Raw genomic sequence first — 16,916 nt, 5'->3', positions numbered from 1 at the left:
GACCACGCAAGTACTCCTAACGACTGGACTCAACTAGTTCAGTTCACACCGAGAACAGGCGAATGCCCCGCAGCACTCCCTCATGAAGACGGAGCAGGAAACTGCACCGATGAACCACCCATTGAATGCGAGGCAGGCTCAGACACGTTCTTTGTCAGATACACGTTCTCGGAAATGAACACCGAAGGCTTCAATACCAATCAGGCAATCATCCAGAACGGTGGCTGCACTTATGACTCAGTAGGCGTAGAGGAGTGCGGCGTTTATCCAGACGGTGAGAAAGCTTGCCTTTATGAGTACACGCAAACAGACAACGAAGCACAAGGCTCAGAGTCCCAACCTGACCAATACACAGAAGGCCAATCGCCACAGGGAAACAGCAACGACGATACAGGTCAGACCAGTTACACAGAAGACCCGCCGATTACCAACCCTGACGGCAGCGAAACCCAAACCACCAACGAAACAACCACAAACACCACCGGCAGCGGCACCACCATGTGGAACGACGAAGACTATATCTATGTCCGCGACTCCACCGGCACAACGACTATCTATGACCGCCAAAACACCACCACAACCAACACCGACGGAACCGTTGAGGAAACTGTAGTCACCACAAAATCAACTCAGACCCCAACAACTACCACAACGACTGTCAACAAAAACACCGGTAACTCAACCACAACCCAGAACAGCCAGAGCAGTACCTCATCAACCACGACCACAACGAATAATTACTATGACGCCGAAGGAAACCTGACAGGCTCAAATAGCACAACAACTGGTGGCAACGAAACAGAAAACGAAGGTGACGAAGAAAAAGAGGGTAACTGCGGTGCGCCAGGGCAACCATCATGTGAAGTCACATTAAACGGTGAAGACCAGCTCGAAGACCCAGCAATAGCTATCGAGCAATCAGGCGTCAAGCAAGCCCTCGATACCTATACGGAATCATTCGGTGAAATAGGAGAGGGCGATGTATCAGAATGGACCATTGAAAACCCATTTAATTTGCCAACAACAGGTGTCTGTAACCCGGCACCTTACTCATACCAGTATCACGGCAAAACACTCAACCCCATGACCAAGTTCTGTGAAGCATACGACTCAACAATACATCCTGCACTCAGGTACTTCTTCTATGCATTAACCGCCATCACGCTTTACTTCACATTCATTTACGCAACGATGAGGACGTAAGCCATGCCTTTTGCGCTCTGGATAGGAAAAGCCTTCGCATCAGTACTCGCATTCTTTGGTGAGTACATGACAAAAAAGCTGGCACTCGTTGCAGCGGCCATTGCCTCATTCTCAGCGGTTTTGCTCACATTCAAACTTGCAATTGATGCAGCAATAGCGGGACTACTGACAATCACGCCAGATGGCATACTTCTAACCGGCCTCCAGCTACTCCCGTCGAATACCGGAAACTGCATCACCGCTATGGCAACCGGCTACACAGCCGCGCAAGCTTACGTCTACTGGCGAAACATTATCGCCTTCAAGCTCACTCCGGCTTAACTTATGGCTGTCTATTTCGTCACAGGTAAACTCGGCTCAGGTAAAAGCCTAGTCTGCGTAGGTAAAGCCTTTGACTACCTCAAAGAGGGTAGAAGGGTGGCAACAAATTTAGATCTCTTCGCCTCAAACATCATGAAGCGAAACGCAAAAACGCCCATCATCAGGCTACCTGACAAGCCAAGACCTCAAGACCTTGAAGGCATGGGCCTCGGCTGCGAAGAGCTCAATGAAGACAAGTACGGTCTACTCATCCTCGATGAGTGCGGCACATGGCTAAATTCCCGAAGCTGGAATGATCCAGAACGTGCAGCGTTTATCGACTTCATGCTTCACGCTCGAAAAAAACGCTGGGACGTCTTACTCATTGTCCAGAACGAAAACATCATAGATAAACAAATCAGGGAGTCACTCTGCGAGCACCTCGTTTTATGCAGACGACTGGACAGACTGCAAGTGCCAATCATCAGCAAACTGACAAAGCTCCTATTCGACTTCAAAGTCACATTCCCAAAAATTCACAGGGCAAAAGTTCACTATGGCGACAGCAAACAAGACATCGTCGCAGATACATGGACATATCAGGCAAAGAACCTCTATGACGCCTACGACACAGAACAAGCATTCACAATGGATGAACTCAGGATTGATGACGAAACTGTTATTGACATGAGAGCAACCTACACAGTCCTGCCTCGATGGCATATTGAAGGGCGCTATTACACCAAGCCGCCAACCTTCGATTGGCTAGACCACCCAATAAAAACATTACTTTTACCAATATGGCTAATTCACTATTTGTTCAAGCGCAGACAGGTTGCGCCGCCGCGCAGCGTCGGGGCATCCTGTTAAGCTTGTTACTCATCACTCCAGTAGCAGCCCATGAATATCAATGCACTTATCAGGATGGCAAGTGCATAGTCGAGTTTGGAGACTTCGGCAAAGCGCCTAATCAATATCCCGTTGAGGTAGGAGAGCTGAATGTGATCTCGTCAAAGATAGTGACACAGCAAAAAGGTGTCATCTTAATCAATGATTCTTTTGCGCCCTCGTCAAAAGAATCCTCAACAACGGATGGCGGTTTATCTGCATCCGTGCGCCCCAGCTCCCAAGACTAGGCAAACTCTCTCGGCCTGCGTCGCCTAACAGGGAAGGGGATAATCTCAGCCGACTCCACATTGGCAGCATTCTTTTTCTTGGCTTTATCAAGTTCAACCACTAGGGAATCACAAAGCGCTTTATCAATACGGGAAGCCAAAATTTCCCCTGATGTGTATCGCTCACCGCCAGGCGACCATAGATAACCTTGACCGAACGACCATCCATAGAACCCATTCCTTTTGATGGCAATATCTGGAAAGAGCCCGCCAACCATTCGCAAGCATTCAATTACTGGTTTCGGGGCTTTGTCTGTTTTGTCGTACCGCTTAACGGTAGATAGAGAAATATCGAGATATTCAGCAACCTGACAGAGCGTCATCCTTGCTGTGTGTCGTGCATCCGTGAACGTCATAAACCTGACATGACCTCAAACTGGAGGCATCGAGCACAATCAATGCCAGCTATACAAAGCGAGCATTTACACTGCCGGAGACTAAACCCTGTCCGTCACTAATTTTACATAATATACATTATGCGAACTATTAGGCAGGCAGAAATCGAAAGTCGAACAATCAATTTATGCCTAGTTCGTGTCACATGCGTTATGACAAATAACGACTTGGAATTAACTAAGGTTCAGGATTTAAAATCTGGCCAGTTTTCCGGACTCTCACCCATCAATTTTAAATCTTGAATGTTGGAATGACCTATCAACTTAATCGAGAAATTCTGATGCACTGAGTTTTTGGATTTTTTCGTAAAGATGTTTATGCTTCAAAAATTCATGCATCTGTTTGGCATCAACAGGATCTTTTTCTTGGGTACTTTGACCATTACAAAAAATGTAATCCTCTGGATACCACCATCCAGAGACAGTGTTATTTAAGATCTCCACTGCAAAACTTGTATGAAGCTCGCCTTCTTTTAGCTGTTTGATGAAGACCCCTTGTTGGCTGAAAATTCGCGGGCTTTGAATAAACAACAATGATAAGGCCTTAATCATCATTCTTGTTTTGTAGTAATGCCAGTAGCCAAAATACAACGGTTGATAACGACTGTATGTAAACTCATCCCCATCCCTTGGCGTGGTCATATGCTGAAGAATAATCATCAGACCGCCATAAGTATCATGGTCAGCGACTGGTACAAACTGAACCCCATCCTCAACGACAAAATGAGCTATTAGCATGGTTGCATCGTTCTCTTGGGCCCGGTCGCCTGTTATTAAGTTATATAAAGATCTGAAGTTATATCCATATTCATAACGTTCCTGAATACCACCGTAACCGGTGTCTAACCACTCACGGCTAATAAAGAAGTGTTCAGCTAATCTGTCCAATAACTCGGGCGTCAGGACATTAATCAGCGAGTCCAGGCTATCAAAGTCGCTGAATTTGAATTTAAATTCGGGGAATATCTGAGGGATTCTGGTGACGGGAATCTGGTGTGCGTTAAATATACGCATCACTCTTATGGCGGCCGCTCTTAAACCACTTCGCTTGGCAAAACGTCGGTCATCTAACCACTCTTTGAAACTAACAAACTCTTTTAGCTTCTTCAGGTACTTCAGCAACATGGCTAGCTGGCTGCTGCCAGGGCATTTTGATTAACACGGTCAATCAAACTAATCACCTTGGTCGCCGCAGCATCATCAAATACGCCCAGCAAACCTTGATCGTGAATATGGGTAAATGGCGGTTCAAACAACATGGTTTTTTCAATCACACCATTTCTATTCAGGTAGCTGATGATGTTATTGATAAAGGTCATCTGATCAGCCCGTAAATTGCCGGCCTGAATAAATTCAGCAAAATGCGCCTGTGCGGCAGCCATATCCAGCCCGACGATATTCCTTATAAACACGCCCAGCGGTGTATCACCATAGGTGTCCACATACTCCTGCCTGGTACCGACCGTCTGACCATCAAAAAGAATGCTTTCCAGCAGATTGATTTCAGTTTCAGTAATCGGTTTATTGCTTTTCAGCTTTTGAATCACCAGGTGATCACTGTGACTGCGCACATACGACTCTACCCTGTCTTTATAGCTTTGCAGGGCGACATAGGTGCCAATGGGCTCATGAATGCTGATGCCGTCGTGATCGAGCGTGTCTTCAAATGAAGTGTTGACGATAGGCTGCTGATCTTTATCAAGATATTTCATCAAATCGCGCAAAGCGACCCGCACATTTTCCAGACGGTTTACACTGATTGCCTGCCAGAAACCCTCGGTTTGTAACTCCCTCAGCAGGTCTTTTTGCAAAGCGACAGCAGGAATGTTTTGCTTTTTTAACAAGGCATTCGCGGTGCTGCTTATTTTGTTAATAAACTGGCTCAGACTATGCGAGCCGGTTAATAAGGCTATCTGGAAATTCAGCACCAGAACATCAAAACGCCGGGCAAACTCATCATCATTTTTATCAGCCAGCACCAGCTTGGCGAGTTCTGTATTGATATCCAGCAAATCACTTTTGGACAGATTCTGCCAACGGTCTTTGTCGCTGAACTCAACCACATACCTGAGCTTGGCTTTGACTACGAAGCGGTTGCTGTCTAAATCGGCAACCGCCTGATACAGCTCGTTGATATAACTTTCGGCCAGTTCCGCCTGCTCATCCGTCCGGGCTGTGTCACCGCGAATCAGCATGGCGACTTCCAATTTCGCTTCAAATACCTGCTGAATCAGGCTTTTCACGATCTTGCCCTGGACACCATCGGGGTTGGAATCAAAAAACTCAAAATTCTGACAATAATCAAAAATCACAAAATGAGTTTTATGCTCACCGCTGCCAAATAAATCAGGACATAAACGGGTACCCCGGCCGATCATCTGCCAGAATTTAGTGGGTGATTTCACCGGTTTGAAAAATACCAGATTGACCACGCGCGGTGCATCGACACCGGTATCCATCATATCCACTGAAACGGCAATTTGTGGATCGTGCTCTTCGAATTCATCTACGAAGACTTCCAGCAAATCCTGGGCTTTGCTTTCGTAGTTATCAATCACCCGTAAAAACTTGCCGGCATACTCGGGATAATTTTTGTTGAAACGTTCTTCGATGAACAAGGCATGGTCATGACTTTTGGCAAAAATAATGCTCTTTCCGAGCTTATCCCCGCCCTGCACTTTAATGCCATGGGTCACAAGGTGATCCAGCACTTTATCAACGGTATCGCCGTTGAATAACCATTTATTCAAGGCCGCACTATCAATCTCATCGGGCGCTTCGCCCTGAGTCGGATCGCCGAATTTCTCTTCATACTCAGCTTTTTCGGCGTCAGATAACTGATTGTAGTGCACCCCTTCACGCATAAATTTCAGCGGCACCGACATCGCTTTGGGTGGGACCAAAAAGCCCTCTTCCACCGCTTTATCGAGTTCATAGGCAAAGGTCGGATTGTTATCTTCAATCCCGAATAAACTATAGGTATTGTGATCGACTTCGGCTTTGGGCGTGGCGGTGAGGCCAATCAATATGGCATCAAAGTAATCAAAAATCGCTTTGTATTTCTGATACACCGAGCGATGAGCCTCATCAATGATAATCAGATCGAAATGGCCCACACCGTAAAAGCGGGTATCGGTATTTCGCATGCCATCAATGCGGTTCATGATGGTCGGATAGGTCGAAAACACCAAACGGGTGCCGTTATCTTCTTTTTCTTTAGTGAGATCAATTGAGGATAAATGAGGCAGAAGCTCACTAAAGCGATTTTTTGCTTGTGATACCAGGGCATTTCGGTCAGCCAGAAATAACACTCGCTTGGCCCAGTTGCATTTGGTGAGCATATCGACAATCGCTGCTGACGTGCGGGTTTTACCACTGCCCGTCGCCATCACCAACAAACTTTGCCGCGCCCTGCCCCGTAATTCGCCCTGGCTATTTTGGGTCACGGTGTTTTCAGCCACCCTTGCCACCGCTTCTAATTGATAGGCGCGTCCGGCAATGGCTTCATTCACTTTAAAATCGCGACAATCGGTTCGGGTGCTGCGTCGCTCAATGAGTAACTGCAATTCATCTTTGCTGTAAAAACCTTGAACTTCGCGTTCTGGATAAAACTGGTCATCCCAGAGATAGGTTTCAAAGCCGCTGCTATAGAAAATAATCGGCCGCTGACCTTTCAACTGTTCCAGGCAATCGGCATACAATTCCGCCTGATGCTTGCCTTTACGCGAATCGACCATGGTTTTTTTGGCTTCAATCACCGCCAGCGGCAGACCATCATCGCCCCACAGCACATAATCGACATACCCCAAGCCCGAAGGATTGGTGCTTTTGGGCATGCCGGTCACTTCATATTCGAGGTGATAACCGTCCTGCAAGTTATCCCAACCGGCTTCTTTCAAAGATAAATCAATATAACGGCGCCGGGTTTCGGCTTCTGAGACCAGTAACGGCACCGCCGCTTCGATATCGACCGTTTTTTCGCGGGCCTGTTTACGTTCAGCCAGCAAGGCTTTTTGTTGTTCGAGTTGTTGTTTTAACTGGGTGTTTTGTTCAGCCAGTTCACGTTGTCGTTGCTCGGCTTCACGCTCGATGGCGTTTTTGGCTTCGACATCGGCGACGGTATCAGCAAGCTGCTTTGCATTGGGCTGAGTAGCCAGACCATGTGGAATTAAGGCTTCATCAAATACCTGCGGTTCGGGTGTGTGTTTACCGTAATAAATCGCCAGATGGCGCATAAAGCGATACAAGTATTTTAGCGAGGCCAGGGCATCCTGCTGGCTGACTGATTTGCCGTGTGCGGCGATATTACCGGTTTTTCGAATCAGATTAAGTTCGTTAAATAAGGTATTGTTAAATAATGATTTAAAGCTGTGTTCATGCAGCAAAGTGCTTAAATCAGCGCGCCACGGGCGGCTTAAAGTGCGGTCATTATCGTAGAGCCAGTTAACCGCATTTTCGAGGCTGGATCGGCAGAAAATCGCCGAAGCTTTTGGGGAGAGAAAGGTCAGTTGTTCAGCTTCAACGGCATCGGCGTGCAGTGCCGAAAAATCGTTTTGCAGAAACTGAAAATTACTCATCAAACATTCCCTGTTGTGAACCCGTTTGTCTATGCTGCCCTATCTGCCGTTAATTCGCCAGTGAAAGCCTGTTGTAACAGGCTGTTAAATAAGGCTTCGGACTTTTGCAGATTGGTTTTGGCTTGTTGTTTTTGTTGTTCGATAATCTTGATGCGTTCGGCAAATTGGTTTTGGAGTTCAATTGGCGGATGGATGATTTCAATTTCTTTAATCATCGTTAGATTTAGGTTTTTCTGACGCACTCCACGCTGTAGCCGTCTAAAATGTTCTTTGCCATATTGAATCATCGAATAAACAAATACTGTATTAGCTTTTGATGAGTCTAATGTAGAAAAAGCAATCGCTTGGTTACAAGAAATCACTTCAGTAGTAATGCTGGATTTTAAAGCTGCTGTGTCATACATTCCCAAAAGCAGACTATCTTTATTAATAATTTTTGCCGCTGAGTTCTTTATAGCATCTTCAGAAATATGTTCTTTGCTATCACTGATATACATGTTGTTTAATTCGCCAGAAGTTACCCAAGGAATATCACCAGCAAAATAATCAGTATTTTTTCTATTTGGTGTGCCTCCACTATGCCACTTACCAATATTACCCAAGCATGATACGTCCCAACCTCTTGGGTTTGATATCGGGTCACCAAACATCTCCAAAAACAGGGACTGGCTAAGGGCGGTGTAATGCTCGACCAGTTGTTGGTCTTTTAGTCTGAGGCTATCCGCTGCATCCAAAATCGTGGCAATCTGCTTTTGCTCTGCCAGTGGGGGGATTGGGATTTGAACTTTGCTGAGCGTAGATTTTGAGATCTCTTTGAATGTTGCACCATTCCCTAAATCCTTGAGCTGGGGGATGATGTTTTTTATTGCGAAGTACAAATATTCAACATCCAGGTTTTTATTTGGCATCAAGGATTTAAACCCTTGATTGGTGCACGCTTCAATTGTCGTGATGGCTATGTGACCAATTGGTGCTCTTGAACTAAGTAATAATGAATTTTTTGGTAACAGCGTTGTTGAGCAACTTTTAAGGCCTAAAGCAGTTATTTTTTCAGGTGCTTCTGAAATATACTTTGATTTTATTCGGCTTAGATCTTTTGGTGTAAACCAATTTATTTCACCATCCCAGAACTCGGCTTTATTTCTTGATGGTGTAGAGCCACTAATAATTTCACAACAATCACCTAGAGCAACTTTTTTGAATTGGTTTGCTGTCAGCACCGAGTTCACCCCAACAACTCCTTCAACATCTGCAGGGCTTGTCCACGATCTCTATCTAGTTGCTCTATCTCCGCAATGATTTTGGCCGGTGGATCGTATTCCACCTGTTCATACTCCACTTCTTTATAGCGGTTAATGCTTAAATCCCAGTCGTTTTGTTTGATTTCTTCAAACGGCACCATAAAGCTTTGTTCGGTGCGTTTTCGCTCTGTTTCTTTATCACGCTGTTTAAAGCGCTGGATGATATCGGCGATATCGTTGTTTTTAACCGGGCTGCGTTTATCGTCGAGGGAATAACCATCGGCCAGCATATCGTAAAACCAGACATTATCGGTGCCGCCGTTATTGGTTTTGGTGAAAATCACCACCGCGGTGCTAACCCCGGCATAGGGTTTGAACACACCACTGGGCATGGAGATCACCGCTTCCAGGCGTTGTTTTTCCACCAGGGTTTGGCGCAGTTGTTTATGCGCATTGGATGAGCCGAATAAGACGCCATCGGGAATAATCACGGCACTGCGGCCACCGACTCTAAGCATGCGTAAAATCAGGGCAATAAACAGAAGCTCAGTCTTTTTGGTTTTGACGGTTTTAAGCAATGTTTTCTCGACGCCTTCGTAATCCAGCGAGCCCTTGAATGGTGGGTTAGCCAGAATCAGGCTGAACTGTTCACGGCAAGTGGCATTGGCTTCGCCCAGGGCATCGAGGCCAATCAGATTGGGCTTATCGACAGCATGCAATTGCAGGTTCATCGCCGCGATACGCAGCATGGTGCTGTCAAACTCGATGCCAGTAAACATCTCGCTGTTGAAGTGTTCACGGAAAGTCTGATCATGCAGCCAGTCAGCATGATGATCGTAAATGTACTCCCCTGAAGCCACCAGAAACCCGGCGGTGCCGCAGGCCGGGTCGCAGATCGTATCTTCGCGATTGGGCTCCATCATTTCCACCATCATTTTGATGATATGACGCGGGGTACGGAACTGGCCATTGGTGCCGGCAGTGGCGATTTTGGAGAGCAGGTATTCGTATAAATCGCCTTTGGTATCGCGATTGTCCATCTGGATTTTGTCGATCATCTGCACGACCTGATCCAGCAGCTTGGGCGTCGGGATCATAAAGGTCGCGCCTTTCATGTACTGGGCGAACACGCCGGCCTGATTGCCCACTTGTTTCATATGCTCAAACACGGTGAGGTTGTCGGCCTTTTCCTGTGGCTGTGTGAACAAGGCAAACATCGATTGCGGGTCGAGTTCCCGGAAACTATGCCAGCGAAAGCCTTGATGCTGCTTTTGATAGAGCGGGTCTTTAAGCTGCCCGCCTGTCATATTGGCCTTTTTTTCTTCCAGCAACTGGGTTTCATCCAGGCGACGTAAAAACAGCAGATAAGTGAACTGTTCGATGACGGTGAGCGGATTACTGATGCCCCCTGTCCAGAAGGTTTCCCATATTTTATCGACTTGGCTTTTCAGTTCACCGGTGACCATTTGATGACTTTTTTGATTGGAAATAAGGGCACTGATTTTCCATGATTAACACTGAGCCGACAAGCGTGGCTAGTTACATTCCGGTCAGCCTGAGGGGGATTTCAGATAGTGATTGTTGATTTTGAATTAAAGCGCATGACATTTCTACGCTAATTACATACGCTGTACGTTCACTTATTGGACGAATGGATTGATAGTGTTTTCCACTGCAAGATTACTCTTATTAGCTGCTGTGCTTACACAGTTGCTCGGCTGTACGACGGGTAGGCTGATACCGCCACCACCTCAGTCCGAGTTAATGACCGTGCAGTTCAGTGACAAAAAGCTCTCTGCCCTTTTTGACATGCCTATGGGGGTGCATCAAATACCCGACAGCCAGGTCATTCTCTCCGGACATCAGGATATTCGCTCTGTTGAATCCATTCTGGGGCCAGCCGGGTTTGATCTGGCAGCGAGGAAAAACAGCGAGCTCGGCCAGGCGCTGACAGTCAGGCTGACAGAACCTGCACAGGAAATAGCCAGGGAACTGATTGCCGGTCCCGTTCTCTCTCAGCGTTATACCTCCCTGCCCGCTGATGATGCGCCCTATCTGGAGGTCAGATCCTCGGTGATATTAACGCTGCAGGGCGAGGAAATGATTAAACCGTTTATCGTCTTGCACGCAGAATTGAAGTTCGGTGGCACCAACTTTATCCAATGGCAAGGTCGTTATATTGCTTCAAGCGGGCCAGCCAAACCGATCAGGGGTGATGAAAGCTGGCTATCAGATGATGGTAAAGCTTTGAATGCCAATATACTGAAAAGCTTGAAAAAAGCGATTGACGTCATGCTGCATGATGTGGCCTCTCCATATCCACGCTCTGCGAATCGGTTGATCGCGGTTAAGGGCTACTATCCCTACCTGAATACGCCATTGCAGACGGTTGGCTACCAGCTTGCTGAGGATGCGACTTATATGACATTTCTGCCTAAACTCAGTAACGCAGTGATATTTGCCGGCGTTAACATCGTGGATAAAGACACGGTTGAGATTCGTCCTGCTAGCGCCGACGATGAAGTCTATAAAGTCATCCACTAGGCTATACAGATGTTTTATGGAGAACAGGACCCGCCTGATCTCGACGGACTAGAACCAAAGGCCGCATACTGTGTATCAGACTATTTCTCCAGCCGGACGTGGATGTGTCTCACTATAAAAGATCACCCGCTTATCAGTTTATAGAGCCCGGTTCACCAGAATCGCTGGGCCGCCGTCGAAGACTGCGCGCCTGCCAGGAATGTGACTGGGTGGTGGCTTTACCGGCATTAAGAGCCGGTGAATCTGCGGTGTGTCCCCGCTGTGATCATAAAATTGTTCATCGTCATTTCCGCCCCGTTCAACGCAGTATGGCCCTGGCACTTAGTGCTTTGATGGCATTGCTGATGGCGCTTGCTTTCCCGCTGGTGAGCTTTTCAGCTGTGGGCATAGAGAAAAGTATTCTTTTGGGTCAGACAGTGACCCAGTCCTTGAGCTTTGATCAGCCTTTAGTTGCTCTGTTGGTGGGGCTGACTATCGTCATTTTACCGGCCCTGTATTTGCTCAGTGTTATCTGGGTGCAGACGGGGTTGCTGCTGGGTACGCCACTGCGTTTCAGCCGGCTTATTGCCCGCTCATTGAAGCATATTCACCCATGGATGATGGCGGATGTCTTTATTATCGGTGCACTGGTCAGTCTGTTTAAGATTGCCACCACTGCGGATGTCTCTCTGGGGATTGGCTTTTGGGCGTTTTGCAGTTTTGCGGTCTTGTTACTCACCACCATGCACTCTATTGATGATGACTGGTTATGGTTTGCTATTGCCGGTGAGCCCCTGGTACCCGAAGGTACCCAGACCGGTCAGACTGCTGCTTCGCAGCAGCTCAGCGGCTGCCGTACTTGTGGCCTGTTACAGCGCTTTCCCATGCATGGCAAAGCGTTTTGCGAGCGCTGTGGTGAACAGTTGCAACAACGTCTCCCCTACTCTTTACAGCGCACCTGGGCGCTCTTGATCACCGCCTGCCTGCTTTATATTCCGGCTAATGTTTACCCCATCATGCTCAATACCCGGCTTGGACAGACCCAGGCAAAAACCATTGTGGGTGGCGTGGTGGATCTCATCAATGCCGGCTCCTGGCCGATTGCTTTTATTATTTTCTGTGCCAGTATCCTGGTGCCCGTGGGTAAAATCCTGGCGCTGGGTTGGCTGTGTTTGCGCGTGGGGAAAAGCAATGACATCAGCCAGCGCAACCAGATTCGTATGTACCGGATTGTTGAATTTATCGGTCGCTGGTCGATGGTGGATGTATTCGTAGTGGCGATTCTGGTGGCTTTAATCCAGGCAGGTAACTTTGTGTCGATTACACCGGGGCCGGCTGCACTGGCATTTGGCCTGGTGGTAATATCAACCATGCTGGCTGCCATTCATTTCGACCCTCGCCTGATTTGGGATAAACCCGTCAAACCTGCCGTATCTGTTTTAAAGGACCCGCTTCATGAGTGACGAACAGTCACAGACCCCGGATTTACACAAAGCCAGAACCACCAAGGCTTCGCGGCTTTCTCCTATCTGGATTATCCCTATTGTTGCCGCTTTAATGGGGGCCTGGCTGGTTGTTGATAACTACCGCAATACCGGCCCGTTGATTACCCTCACCATCAATAATGCCGAGGGGATTGAAGCCGGAAAAACCAAAATCAAAACCCGCAATGTCGATATTGGCCGGGTCGAGGAAGTGAAGCTCTCTGATGATCTCAGCCATGCTCTGGTGATTGCCCGCATCAACCATGACGCTGAACATGTGTTAGTGGACAACACCCGCTTCTGGGTCGTCAAACCGCGTGTTGGCCGCGAGGGGATCACCGGCTTTGGTACGGTCTTGTCCGGTGCCTACATCCAGCTTGACCCCGGCGACTCTAAAACCAGAAAACGCAAGTTTGAAGTGCTTAAACAACCGCCGGTTGCACTTGATGGTGATGAAGGCATTCGCACCACCCTAGTCGGTCAGCTTGGTAATTCACTGCGGGTCGGCGACCCGGTGACCTATCAGGGCTATACCGTCGGACGCGTGGAAACCGTTGAGTTTGACGAAGCTTCAAAACAGGTTCATCACCAGCTATTTATCGAAAAACCCTATGATGCGCTGATTACTTCCAACACCCGTTTCTGGTCGGCCAAGGGGGTGAACCTGGAAATCAGTTCAGCCGGCTTTGAAGTCAACATCGCCTCGCTGGAGGCACTGATAAGTGGTGGCGTGACCTTCGGTGTGCTGGAAGAACTGCCTGAAGCCTCTGAGCAGCCGGACGAGCGCTACCAGCTCTATGCCAATGAAGAAAGCGCTCGCCAGGACATGTTCAGCAAGTCACTGGAATATGTACTACTGGTCGAAGACACTGTGCGTGGCCTTGCCGAAGGTGCGCCCGTTGAGTTTCGAGGACTGCGTGTGGGCACGGTGCGGGCAGTCCCCTGGCGTTTTACCTCGCCCGAGCGCCGCAGGGGGGATGATTTTGCTATACCGGTATTGATTAGCCTTGAACCCCAGCGCCTGGGCGGACAGCATAAAGTTGATATCGACGAATGGCAGCAACGCATTCAGAGCGAGATTGATAACGGCCTGATGGCCAGCCTCAAATCCGGTAACTTACTGACCGGTGCCCTGTTTGTGGATCTCAATCTGCAACCTGACAAAACCATCAAACTGGCCAGCCAGACTTTCGAAGGTCGTCAGGTGATTCCCACCACGGCCACCGGACTGGCGCAAATTGAGAGCAAGGTGTCGACCTTGCTGGATAAGCTCAACGCGCTGCAGATCGAGCCGGTATTGTCGGGCATGGACAATACCCTGGATCAGTCTGAAACGCTGATCCGCGACATCCGTCTGCTAACCGACAGCCTCAACCAACTGGTTAACAACAGCGAGTTGCAGTCAGTGCCAGCAAACATGAATCAGACGCTGGACGAACTGCGTGAAACGCTCAAAGGTCTCTCGCCCGAGTCACCGGCGTACCAGGAACTGAGTCAGACTCTGCACAATCTGAATGTACTGATTCGCGACGTACAGCCCTTTGCCAGAACTTTAAAAGAACAGCCTAATGCATTGATTTTTAATCCAAGTCCGGAGCAGGATCCGCAACCGCCGGCTGCCAAACCGTAACCATGAAGGTCATCAAGTGACAACATTTAAACCTTTTCTTAGCGCCCTTGCCTTTTTGCTGCTCACTAGCTGTGCGACTAACCCAATGGTGGAAAAACAGCATTACTTCCTGCCGGATTCTCTATCGGAGTCGCCTTCATCCGCGGCGGTGAGTGAGGCGCCGCTTATCCAGCTCCGGGCGGTTGCGTTAACAGATTTCCTCGATAACGAAGGCCTGGTTCTGCAGCTTGATGACATTACGCTGAATCAGGCCAAAAACCACGTATGGGCAGAAAGCCTGCAGCAGCAGATCCATCGCGGCCTCCGTGAGCGAATCAATCAGCAACAGCAAACGCTTATCGTTGTTGGGGCTCAGGAGTCTGCAGCTTTAAGTCTCAGCGTTGAAATCGATGCATTTCATGGCCGCCACGATGGCACAGCCGTCACCAGTGGCCAGTGGCAATTGAAAAACAAACAGGGCGAGCTTGTGGCACTCAATCGTTTCAGTTTAGACACTGAACTCAAGCAGCCCGGTTATCCGGCTTTGGTCCGCGCCCTAGGCCAGAACCTTGATAAGCTGGCCGCTTTGATTGCTAAAGAATTGAAAACGCTTGATTTGCCGTGAACACACCCGGGCTTGTATCCGGGCCGATCCGCCCCCAACTTAAAACAGATTAGAATTACTGGAATAGTCATGTTAGCTATCAGACAATCCGTCGATATCAAGGTTGGCCAGCAGCAAGTCCCGGCGGAAATTATTTCTTTTGATGGCCTGGAATCAGGTAAAGAACATGTCGCTTTGCGTTTTAACCGCGCTGAGACGGGTGACAATCCTCCCACGCTGGTCCGTGTGCACTCCGAGTGTCTGACCGGTGATATCTTTCATTCTTCCCGCTGCGATTGTGGTGAACAACTCAATGAGGCTATCAACAGGCTGGACCAGTTCGGCGGTGTTTTGCTGTACATGCGTCAGGAAGGAAGAGGCATCGGCCTATATAACAAGCTTGATGCTTATGTGCTGCAGGATCAGGGGCTGGACACCTACGCAGCCAATGTGGAACTAGGTTTCGCGGAAGACAGCCGAGACTTCACTGAAGCCGCAGAAATGTTAAAAGCCTTGAATATTCAAAAGGTTGAGCTCATCACCAATAATCCAAGAAAAACACAGCAGCTTTCAGCGCATGGCATTGATGTGGTCGCCACCCAGAATACCGCTGTGCATCAGAAGTCGGATAATGTCGGCTACCTCAAAGCCAAACAATCGCTGGGCCAGCATGAGCTGAATCTGTCTCATGACGGCGAGCAGCCCTGCCAGAACTGTTAATTACTATCTCACCCCTCATTTCCTCAGTTAAGGAGCCCCTATGTTTAAAGGCTGGTTGATCGATAAAACCACTGATTCTGTGACCACTGACCTGGTGGATATTGATGAAAACAGCTTGCCTGAGGGTGATGTTCTGGTCGATGTGGCCTATTCAACCCTCAACTACAAGGACGCCCTGGCGCTCACCCAGTCAGGCCCGGTGGTCAGACAATTTCCAATGGTGCCAGGCATTGATCTGGTGGGCACAGTACGCGAGTCTTCACGTGATGACCTGACCGTTGGAACTCAAGTCATTCTCAATGGCTGGGGTATAGGTGAAAAACACTGGGGCGGTTTGGCACAAAAAGCGCGGGTCAGCGGTGACTGGCTGGTGCCACTTCCTGACGGTATTGATATGCAACAAGCTATGGCCATCGGTACCGCCGGATACACAGCCATGCTGTGTGTGATGAAACTGGAGCAACTGGGTGTCACGCCAGATAAAGGCGAGATCCTGGTCACGGGGGCGGCTGGAGGTGTTGGTAGCGTGGCCATTGCGGTGCTCGCCAAGCTGGGTTACCAGGTTGTTGCCCTCTCTGGCAGGGCCCATGAGGCTGATTACCTGAAATCACTGGGTGCTACTGAGATCATGCCCAGAGAACAGATGACTGAAGCAGGCAAACCGCTGGATAAAGCGCGTTGGGCAGGTGTGGTCGATGTCGTTGGCTCACAGGTGTTAGCCAATGCCTGTGCCACAACACAATACGGTGGCGTCGTGACTGCCTGCGGACTGGCTGGTGGTATGGATTTACCTGCGACTGTGGCACCTTTTATCCTGCGTGGTGTGACGCTTGCCGGTATTGATAGTGTGATGTGTCCCAAGGCCACACGGCTGGAAGCCTGGCAGCGTCTGTCACAGGATCTGGACCTGACAAAACTTGAATCGATAACGCAGACCATTTACTTAGCGGAAGTAAAAGAAAAAGCCGAGGCATTACTGGCAGGAAGGGTGCGTGGCAGAATTGTCGTATCTATCAAGAACTAAAGCCCCTGAAAAGCGTCGAAGCAATCGCGTCTTTCCAGTCGAAAGCTGAAATTTGATTTCT

Annotated in this window: 14 protein-coding genes; 9 read left to right on the top strand and 5 right to left on the bottom strand. The window is 48.6% G+C overall.

Annotated elements, in window-relative coordinates:
• Window positions 1-174: 174 nt before the first annotated feature.
• The 3 genes from Q0X64_RS08130 to Q0X64_RS08120 are packed head-to-tail and all read left to right on the top strand — an operon-like array spanning window position 175 to window position 2,373.
• Window positions 175-1,203 (top strand): hypothetical protein, encoded by a 1,029-nt coding sequence (locus Q0X64_RS08130; RefSeq protein WP_297811134.1) that lies wholly within the window; start codon window positions 175-177, stop codon window positions 1,201-1,203.
• A gap of 3 nt (window positions 1,204-1,206) precedes the next feature.
• Window positions 1,207-1,524, top strand: coding sequence for a hypothetical protein (locus Q0X64_RS08125; RefSeq protein ID WP_297811130.1), 318 nt, complete (start codon window positions 1,207-1,209; stop codon window positions 1,522-1,524).
• 3 nt (window positions 1,525-1,527) lie between these two features.
• Window positions 1,528-2,373 (top strand): zonular occludens toxin domain-containing protein, encoded by an 846-nt coding sequence (locus tag Q0X64_RS08120; RefSeq protein WP_297811127.1) that lies wholly within the window; start codon window positions 1,528-1,530, stop codon window positions 2,371-2,373.
• A gap of 262 nt (window positions 2,374-2,635) precedes the next feature.
• Here the strand turns inward: Q0X64_RS08120 and Q0X64_RS08115 are convergent, their stop codons facing one another.
• From Q0X64_RS08115 to Q0X64_RS08095, 5 genes are all read right to left on the bottom strand, one after another.
• Entirely contained in the window at window positions 2,636-3,034 is a 399-nt protein-coding gene (locus tag Q0X64_RS08115) for a hypothetical protein (RefSeq protein ID WP_297811124.1), read from the bottom strand.
• Between the two features lie 303 nt (window positions 3,035-3,337).
• Window positions 3,338-4,198 carry a hypothetical protein gene (locus tag Q0X64_RS08110; protein WP_297811121.1) on the bottom strand — a complete coding sequence of 287 codons (861 nt, stop codon included), beginning with the start codon at window positions 4,196-4,198 and terminating at the stop codon, window positions 3,338-3,340.
• Between the two features lie 2 nt (window positions 4,199-4,200).
• On the bottom strand, window positions 4,201-7,650 hold the full coding sequence (locus tag Q0X64_RS08105; protein ID WP_297811119.1) for a DEAD/DEAH box helicase family protein: 3,450 nt from the start codon (window positions 7,648-7,650) through the stop codon (window positions 4,201-4,203).
• 29 nt (window positions 7,651-7,679) lie between these two features.
• Window positions 7,680-8,879 carry a restriction endonuclease subunit S gene (locus Q0X64_RS08100; RefSeq protein WP_297811117.1) on the bottom strand — a complete coding sequence of 400 codons (1,200 nt, stop codon included), beginning with the start codon at window positions 8,877-8,879 and terminating at the stop codon, window positions 7,680-7,682.
• A complete protein-coding gene (locus tag Q0X64_RS08095) occupies window positions 8,876-10,357 on the bottom strand; it encodes a class I SAM-dependent DNA methyltransferase (protein ID WP_297811114.1) in 1,482 nt (493 codons plus the stop codon). The genes Q0X64_RS08100 and Q0X64_RS08095 overlap by 4 nt, the downstream gene beginning before the upstream one ends.
• Window positions 10,358-10,712: 355 nt before the next feature.
• On the opposite strand from Q0X64_RS08095, the gene Q0X64_RS08090 reads away from it, so the two are divergent.
• The 6 genes from Q0X64_RS08090 to Q0X64_RS08065 all read left to right on the top strand — a co-directional run bounded on the left by Q0X64_RS08090 (window position 10,713) and on the right by Q0X64_RS08065 (window position 16,855).
• Window positions 10,713-11,435: a hypothetical protein gene (locus Q0X64_RS08090; protein ID WP_297811111.1), complete on the top strand. Its 723-nt coding sequence runs from the start codon at window positions 10,713-10,715 to the stop codon at window positions 11,433-11,435.
• A gap of 104 nt (window positions 11,436-11,539) precedes the next feature.
• Window positions 11,540-12,877: a paraquat-inducible protein A gene (locus tag Q0X64_RS08085; RefSeq protein ID WP_297811108.1), complete on the top strand. Its 1,338-nt coding sequence runs from the start codon at window positions 11,540-11,542 to the stop codon at window positions 12,875-12,877.
• Window positions 12,870-14,528, top strand: coding sequence for an intermembrane transport protein PqiB (pqiB, locus tag Q0X64_RS08080; RefSeq protein WP_297811105.1), 1,659 nt, complete (start codon window positions 12,870-12,872; stop codon window positions 14,526-14,528). The genes Q0X64_RS08085 and pqiB overlap by 8 nt, the downstream gene beginning before the upstream one ends.
• 16 nt (window positions 14,529-14,544) lie before the next feature.
• Complete coding sequence (locus Q0X64_RS08075; protein WP_297811103.1) at window positions 14,545-15,132, top strand: ABC-type transport auxiliary lipoprotein family protein; 588 nt, start codon at window positions 14,545-14,547, stop codon at window positions 15,130-15,132.
• A 69-nt stretch (window positions 15,133-15,201) separates the two neighbouring features.
• The gene (ribA, locus tag Q0X64_RS08070) at window positions 15,202-15,831 is read left to right on the top strand and encodes a GTP cyclohydrolase II (protein WP_297811100.1); all 630 of its coding nucleotides are present in this window, start codon (window positions 15,202-15,204) and stop codon (window positions 15,829-15,831) included.
• A 40-nt stretch (window positions 15,832-15,871) separates the two neighbouring features.
• Window positions 15,872-16,855 (top strand): MDR family oxidoreductase, encoded by a 984-nt coding sequence (locus Q0X64_RS08065; RefSeq protein WP_297811097.1) that lies wholly within the window; start codon window positions 15,872-15,874, stop codon window positions 16,853-16,855.
• Window positions 16,856-16,916: the final 61 nt, after the last annotated feature.

Origin of the sequence: uncultured Methylophaga sp. (assembly GCF_947259025.1) — a bacterium.
In the GTDB taxonomy this organism is placed as follows: Bacteria; Pseudomonadota; Gammaproteobacteria; order Nitrosococcales; family Methylophagaceae; genus Methylophaga.
The sequence above is the reverse complement of the archived record's forward strand: the minus strand, read 5'-3'. Positions and strand labels throughout refer to the sequence as shown.

What these genes read in the sequence shown, in the direction of transcription:
- Q0X64_RS08130 (WP_297811134.1), top strand. Translation starts at nt 175, where the DNA reads ATGAACACCGAAGGCTTCAATACCAATCAGGCAATCATCCAGAACGGT.
- Q0X64_RS08125 (WP_297811130.1), top strand. Translation starts at nt 1,207, where the DNA reads ATGCCTTTTGCGCTCTGGATAGGAAAAGCCTTCGCATCAGTACTCGCA.
- Q0X64_RS08120 (WP_297811127.1), top strand. Translation starts at nt 1,528, where the DNA reads ATGGCTGTCTATTTCGTCACAGGTAAACTCGGCTCAGGTAAAAGCCTA.
- Q0X64_RS08115 (WP_297811124.1), bottom strand. Translation starts at nt 3,034, where the DNA reads ATGACGTTCACGGATGCACGACACACAGCAAGGATGACGCTCTGTCAG.
- Q0X64_RS08110 (WP_297811121.1), bottom strand. Translation starts at nt 4,198, where the DNA reads ATGTTGCTGAAGTACCTGAAGAAGCTAAAAGAGTTTGTTAGTTTCAAA.
- Q0X64_RS08105 (WP_297811119.1), bottom strand. Translation starts at nt 7,650, where the DNA reads ATGAGTAATTTTCAGTTTCTGCAAAACGATTTTTCGGCACTGCACGCC.
- Q0X64_RS08095 (WP_297811114.1), bottom strand. Translation starts at nt 10,357, where the DNA reads ATGGTCACCGGTGAACTGAAAAGCCAAGTCGATAAAATATGGGAAACC.
- pqiB (WP_297811105.1), top strand. Translation starts at nt 12,870, where the DNA reads ATGAGTGACGAACAGTCACAGACCCCGGATTTACACAAAGCCAGAACC.
- ribA (WP_297811100.1), top strand. Translation starts at nt 15,202, where the DNA reads ATGTTAGCTATCAGACAATCCGTCGATATCAAGGTTGGCCAGCAGCAA.
- Q0X64_RS08065 (WP_297811097.1), top strand. Translation starts at nt 15,872, where the DNA reads ATGTTTAAAGGCTGGTTGATCGATAAAACCACTGATTCTGTGACCACT.